Genomic DNA, 6,293 nt, shown 5'->3' on the forward strand with positions numbered 1-6,293 from the left:
CTGGAGCCGGTGCCGACGTTGTGGTCGCGGGGGCCGGCGCCGCGACATTCTGTATCGTCACGTTCTGATATTGATTGCTCTGCAGGTTGCCAGCGGCCTGGGCCTGATGGCGCAAGCGTTGCACGCCGTTCATGAGATCGTCGGGTTGCGCCAGGAAGGCGTCACCCAGGCGTTGTACCCAGACGGGATCCTGCCCCAGCGTTGCCAGAACCTGCGGGAAGGCGACCAGTGCCTGCACGCTCGGATCCCAGGGCTGGTTCGCCACCTGCTTGACCGCATCGTCGCCCTTGGCGTCCGGGTTCGCTTTGGACCAGGTGACCGCCTCGCCGACTTCCCCCGGGTAGGTGGTGGCCATCAGTACTTGTGCCAACAGTGGGTCCGGGTAAAGCGCAATGGGCGCCAGCATTTGATCCAGCTGTTCCTGGGTAAACACGGGATCTTTGGCAGGCGCGGTGACGGGCGCTGTATCGGCAGCGGGTGCCGGTGCGGCGGCGGTCGCATCCGCAGCCAGTGCCAGGCAGGAAGATCCACTCAAAAACAGTACGGCTGACAACGCGTAAAAAAATGGAATGCGCATTGCACCCCCTATGTGGTCAGACAGGCTTGAAATGAGTGAGTCAATGCCGCAGAGGTGAAAGCTGACTTTGCAAGCCACAGAGCGCAGCTTCTATTTCGCTTCATAAGCGTAGCAGCTCATTCGAAGGTCCCAGGTTGTCTTTAATTCGGTGTCACCCTGATCACTGGGCGCTGGCATCGCTTTCGTGTTCTTCGGCAAATGCCATGAACACCTTCAGGTCCAGCACATCCAGTTTGATCTGGGCGATGAACGCAGAGAAGGCCAGGTTGGCCGCCAGCAGGCGCAGGTCGCTGGCCCAGGCCGGAAGGTAGGTCGGTCCCTTGAGCCAGCCGGATTCGAACAGTGGCGCCAGGCGCACGGTGTCAGCCAGGCTGAGGCGCCCGGCAAACAAATGCCCTACCAGTTCCGGCCGGTTATCGCGGATTGCAATGCGCAGCAGGGTGTGGACACCGAGCAACCCGGTCAGGTAAGCGGCATCCTTGGTGAATGCCGAACCGCCCCGCAGGTCGGCGCCGCGGAACACTCGTTGGGCCGAGCGGAAGGACTCCTCTTGCGACTGCCCGGCCGCCATGAAACCTTCGAACACCTGGATGAAGTCGGCACCCTCCAGCGCCTGCTGGACGGCGAGCACGCGCAGGGCCAGGCGACGCAGGCGGTTGATGTCCATGCTGCCGGTGAACAGTTCGGCCAGGGTGGCAATGCCCTCTTGGGTCTGGGTCGTGCGGGGCGCTCCCAGGCCGAGGCTTATGAGGTTGGGCTGCCGCGCACCGTTTTGTGCCGTGGCGATATGCACGAAGGCCTCGTGTTGCAGCAGCTGATGCTTGTCCAGCTCCGAGAACAGCGCGCTGGCCCGCAGGCGAATGCGGCTCGATCCGGCGATGGCCTTGGCGGCCAGGTTCGGATCGAGCACGACCGTGATCTGTCCGACGCCGAAGAAACGGTCCAGTTCCGGTTGAATCCAGGCGGCGAACGCCTTGGCCGGGATCTCGGCCGGGCAGGGTGGAATCCGCGCACCGCCCAGCAGGGCATCGGTGGTCTTGAGAAAGAAACGGGCGGCATCGAGCATGCTCAGTTGCAAGCGCGTGTAGTAGAAATCCGGACGCCGGTACAGCGCTGAGGAGTATTGGGTAAAGGCGGGAGTACCAATGGCCCCCAGCATGTGCCCGGCCGTGGCATAGCTACGGGCGGTCATGGCGAGGAAATTCCCGGCCGGATGCCCCACATCGCAACGGCTGATAAAGGTTTCCAGGGCGGCGATGTCGGCGCTGTGGTCGCGGGGCTGCAACTCGACCTTGGGTAACTCGGCTCGCCCGCCGCGCCATTTCGCCAGGAAGTCTTCCTCGACGCCATCGGGCCAGGACAGGGCATCCAGCACGCGGATCTTGCGGGTCAGGTCGGGCAGGGCGGCATCGAGTTCGGACAAGAGGGCGGCACTCATGGATATCTCCTTGAGGGAAGAGGTGACGTTACAAAAGCTTAGTCGTCGCGTGCGGTTACGTGTTGAGCTGGCGGGCCGCGTGGGCAAAGGTTTCGCGAAAAACCGGGCGGGTCCCGGTTCCTGCGCTTGCGAGACCAGGTACGCGGTTGTGATTACTCGACGACCGGTGCCGGCTCTTCATTTACCTGGGTTTTTGGGGTTTTGATAATCAGCAACAATGGCATGACGGCCAGTGACAACAGCATCAGCAGCTTGAAGTCGTCCACGTAAGCGATCCAGCTGGCTTGCACAGTGACCAATGCATCCAGGGTGGCGCGCCCGGACGCGGCCATCGGGTCCAGGTAACTCTTGATCGACCCTGCGTCGAAGGCCCGGTTGAAGGGCGTGACGTAGGCACCGATCTGCTCGTGGTTGGCCTGGATGTTCTGGGTCAGCAGCACTGTCACGATGGAGATCCCGACACTGGAACCGACATTTCGCGACAGGCTGTAAAGCCCGGTGCCTTCGGCGCGCAAGGAGGCGGGCAGTGTCGCGAAGGCAACCGTGGTCAGTGGCACAAACAGCATGCCCAGGCTGGTGCCCTGGATGAAGCCGACCCAGATGACGGTCTGCATCGACACATCCGGCGTCCAGCCGGTCATCAGCCCCATCGACAGCGCCGACAACCCCAGGCCCGTCAGCAGCAACAGGCGGGTATCGACTTTGCCCAACAGTCGGCCGGCGAGGAACATGGTCAGCATCGTGCCCAGACCACGCGGGCCCATCACCATGCCGGCGGTCAGCACCGGATAGCCCATCAGGGTTTGCAGGTAGGGGGTCATCAGCGCCAGTGAGGCCAGGTAGGTAATGCCGACGATGAAAATAAAGATGACGCTGATCGAAAAGTTGCGGTCCTTGAACAGCTTCGGGCTGATAAAGGGCGTGTCGGTGGTGAAGGTGTGGACCAGGAACACATACAGGGCGACAGCGGCCACCACCGCTTCGACCAGGATTTCCCCGGAGGCGAACCAGCCCAGTTGCTCGCCCCGGTCCAGAAAAAGTTGCAGGGCCATGATCGCCACGCTCAGCGAACCGAAGCCGAGCCAGTCCAGGCGGGTCGAGGTGTCGGTGGTCGTTTCACTGACGTAATAGACGATCCCGGCCAGCGCCAGCAAACCAATGGGCAAATTGATGAAGAACACCCAGCGCCAGCTGAAACTCTCGGTCAGCCAGCCGCCGAGCATCGGCCCCAGCACCGGGCCGACCATAACCGACACGCCGAACAGCGCCATGGCTGAACCGCGTTCCTTGAGGCTGTAGATGTCCAGCAGAATGCCCTGGGAAAGGGGCACCAGCGCCGCGCCGGCCAAGCCCTGCAGCAGGCGGGCGAGGATGATTTCTTCCAGCGATTGCGCCAGGCCGCAAAGGATCGACGAGACCACAAAGCCGACAATCGCCCACAGCAGCACGCGTTTGCGCCCGAAGCGCCTGGCCAGGAAGGCAGACGGCGGCGTCATGATTGCCGCGGCGACGATGTATGACGTCAGCACCCAGTTGATCTGGTCCGAACTGGCCGAGATGCTGCCTTGCATGTAGGGCAGGGCGACATTGGCGATGGTGGTGTCGAGCGCTTGCATGATCACCGCCAGCACGACGCAAGCGGTGATCATCCCGCGATGGGCCACCGCTTCGGTCGGTGCCGGGTTATTCATGGGCCAGAGCCGGGGCAGGGACCTTGCTCGCCAGCAGCCCCGAGAACAGGTGCGGCAAGCCACGTGCCGAGCCTGTATCGATCTCGGCCTGCACACTCATGCCGGTGCGTAGCGGCGGCTTATCCCCGGCATCATCGATGCTGATGCGCACGGGAATCCGTTGCACGACCTTGACCCAGTTGCCCGTGGTGTTTTGCGCGGGCAGCAACGAGAAGCTTGAACCCGACGCCGGGCTGATGCTTTCGACGGTGCCGTGCCACTGCACGCCGGGGTAGCTGTCGACACTGATATCGACGGGCTGACCGGGTTTCATGTGGGTCAGTTCGGTTTCCTTGGGGGACGCAGCGACCCACAGGTGGTCGGCTGACACCAGGCTGATGCCCGATTGGGGTGGTTGCAGGTAGGAGCCGACTTGCAGCGAATCAACGTTGGTCACGACACCGTCAAACGAAGCCCTGACCACCGAGTTGTCCAGGTTGCGCTGCGCTTCGTCGACAGCGGCCCGGGCGATCAGATACGTGGACTGTTGTTCGACGGGTGTTTCGATATGCCCGCCCAATTGCGCCAGTACCATTTGTGCGGTGGCCCTGGCCACGGTGATTTTTTGCCGGGTACTGTCCAGCGCATGCTTGGCATCGTCGTAGTTGGTTCTGGACACTGCCGAGACGCTGAGCAGGGTTTGCTGGCGCTGGAAGCTGGCCTGGTAGTAGGCGAGGTCGATTTGTGCCTGGTCGATTTCGGCCAGCGCTTGCCTGTAATTGGCCTGGAGATTGAGGATCTGATTGCGCACATTGCTCAGTTGCGCCCTGGCACTGGCCAACGCGATCTCAAAGGGCTCAGGCTTCAGGGTGAACAGGACTTGACCCTTGACCACCCGCTGATTGTCTTTGACATCAACCGAGGCGACCAGGCCCGAGACATCGGTGGAGACGCCGACATGATCGGCTTGTATGTAGGCATTGTCGGTGGAAATGATCTGCCCGCCCGTGACATACAGGTAACCGCCGACCACCAGCACGATGGGTAGCAAGGCAAACAGCGTGGTGCGCATGAGCTGTCGTCCCGGGCGGGCCGGTGAGGCATTGCCCGGCCCGGCCTCGGTGTGCCCGAGGTCCGGTTTGCGGGCTTCGGCTGGAGAGGGTCCTTCAAGCCGTGCGGGCTTGGGCATCACGGCAGGTTCGGCGGGGGGCTTCAGGCGTTGATCAGTCATGACGATGCTCCTCCTCTTCAACGGGAAGACTGCAGGCTTCGATCAGGTTCGACCTCATCCGCTTCATCAGCCCCAGCAGCAGTTGTTCCTCCTCGGCAGAGAATCCGCGCGTGGCCTCCTGGCGGGTCACTCGGCCCATGTCACGCATGAGTTGCAGCAGCGGATGGGCCTGCTCCGTCAGAAACAACAGAGACAGGCGTCGATCCGTGGGATGACGACGTCGCTCGACCAAACCGCGCTCGGCCATTTTGTCCAGCAGGCGCACGAGGGTGATCGATTCCAGTTCCAGTAAATCCGCGAGCCCTTTTTGATGGATGCCCTCATTGGTCGACAACATGGCCAGCACTTGCCACTGCGAACGAGTAAGGCCGACATGCCGAGCGCGTTGCTCGAACCGCTTGCGCATCAGCCGGGCGCTGTCATGCAGGGCAAAACCAAGGGTCAATATGTCAGTCATGGTGAAATCTGCCGCGGAGAAGTTAGCTCATCATAGTTGAGCTTGTAATTAGTCTGCTATCTATATTTGCGAAATAAATTCCCGACGACATACCGCCGGTAAACCCGGCCTCAGAGCAGGCTCCACGCCACCCCGACGTACCGATGGCCCCGCCCAGGGCCAGGCCCGGCAGCGCAGCGGGCAAGGAATCAGGCGAGGGCATAATCAGTTGATCGCGGAGCTCGCAGGAAGCTGGGCTACGCCCGAAGGTGGGCAAGAAGGCTCGCTCTTGCTAGCTGTTCGAGACTGCCTCCGGCAGTTGCGGGTGCGAGCCACATTTGAGTCGACCTCTCATCGTCCGCATTGGGTTGAATCCACAGCCGAAAGCGGACGTTCCCAGGCACCTGCGAAGTTATGGCGATTTAGTCTTGGTCCGTGGGAAATCAGTGCTCGCCATTAATCTTTCGTGAACATACTGCTCAAATTGTTCGGCTGGCAGTGGCGGGGAAAACAGGAAGCCCTGGTAGGTCTGGCAGCCATGCTTGACCAGAAAGGAGCGCTGAGCTTCTGTCTCAACACCTTCTGCAATCACCGAAAGCCCCAATATCTGGCTCAGGCTCACAATCGCGCAGGCAATGGCGGCGTCGTTGGAATCAACCAGCACATCTCTGATGAAGGACTGGTCGATCTTGAGTTGATCCAGCGGAAGGCTCTTCAGGTATGACAGTGACGAGTAGCCGGTTCCGAAATCATCCAGCGAAAGGCCTATGCCGATCTCTTTCAACTCGATCATTTTGGCGACAGTACCTTCCATATCCTCTATCAACAGGCCTTCGGTCAGTTCCAGTTTCAATTTCTTCGGATCGGCCCCCGTGTATCTCAGTACTTGCAGTACATCCTCGACGAAGTCCGGATGGTGAAACTGGCGGGCGCTGACATTC

At 61.2% G+C, this 6,293-nt stretch carries 6 protein-coding genes; all 6 read right to left on the minus strand.

Annotated elements, in window-relative coordinates; all coding sequences use genetic code 11:
• Positions 1-577 (minus strand): DUF3300 domain-containing protein (locus PMI29_RS16755; RefSeq protein WP_007997367.1); only part of this gene is annotated, 577 nt, incomplete at its 3' end.
• 160 nt (positions 578-737) lie between these two features.
• The gene (locus tag PMI29_RS16750; protein ID WP_007997368.1) at positions 738-2,015 is read right to left on the minus strand and encodes a tyrosine/phenylalanine carboxypeptidase domain-containing protein; all 1,278 of its coding nucleotides are present in this window, start codon (positions 2,013-2,015) and stop codon (positions 738-740) included.
• 152 nt (positions 2,016-2,167) lie between these two features.
• Positions 2,168-3,706 carry a DHA2 family efflux MFS transporter permease subunit gene (locus tag PMI29_RS16745; protein ID WP_007997369.1) on the minus strand — a complete coding sequence of 513 codons (1,539 nt, stop codon included), beginning with the start codon at positions 3,704-3,706 and terminating at the stop codon, positions 2,168-2,170.
• The gene (locus tag PMI29_RS16740) at positions 3,699-4,916 is read right to left on the minus strand and encodes an HlyD family secretion protein (protein ID WP_007997370.1); all 1,218 of its coding nucleotides are present in this window, start codon (positions 4,914-4,916) and stop codon (positions 3,699-3,701) included. The genes PMI29_RS16745 and PMI29_RS16740 overlap by 8 nt, the downstream gene beginning before the upstream one ends.
• Entirely contained in the window at positions 4,909-5,373 is a 465-nt protein-coding gene (locus tag PMI29_RS16735) for a MarR family winged helix-turn-helix transcriptional regulator (RefSeq protein ID WP_007997371.1), read from the minus strand. The genes PMI29_RS16740 and PMI29_RS16735 overlap by 8 nt, the downstream gene beginning before the upstream one ends.
• Before the next feature lie 391 nt (positions 5,374-5,764).
• The coding region (locus PMI29_RS16730; protein ID WP_007997373.1) for an EAL domain-containing protein at positions 5,765-6,293 on the minus strand (529 nt) is incomplete at its 5' end.

The organism is Pseudomonas sp. GM49, assembly GCF_000282355.1.
Classification (GTDB): Bacteria; Pseudomonadota; Gammaproteobacteria; order Pseudomonadales; family Pseudomonadaceae; genus Aquipseudomonas.

Coding starts and splice junctions, on each gene's coding strand:
- PMI29_RS16745 (WP_007997369.1), bottom strand. CDS start 3,706: ATGAATAACCCGGCACCGACCGAAGCGGTGGCCCATCGCGGGATGATC.
- PMI29_RS16735 (WP_007997371.1), bottom strand. CDS start 5,373: ATGACTGACATATTGACCCTTGGTTTTGCCCTGCATGACAGCGCCCGG.
- PMI29_RS16750 (WP_007997368.1), bottom strand. CDS start 2,015: ATGAGTGCCGCCCTCTTGTCCGAACTCGATGCCGCCCTGCCCGACCTG.
- PMI29_RS16740 (WP_007997370.1), bottom strand. CDS start 4,916: ATGACTGATCAACGCCTGAAGCCCCCCGCCGAACCTGCCGTGATGCCC.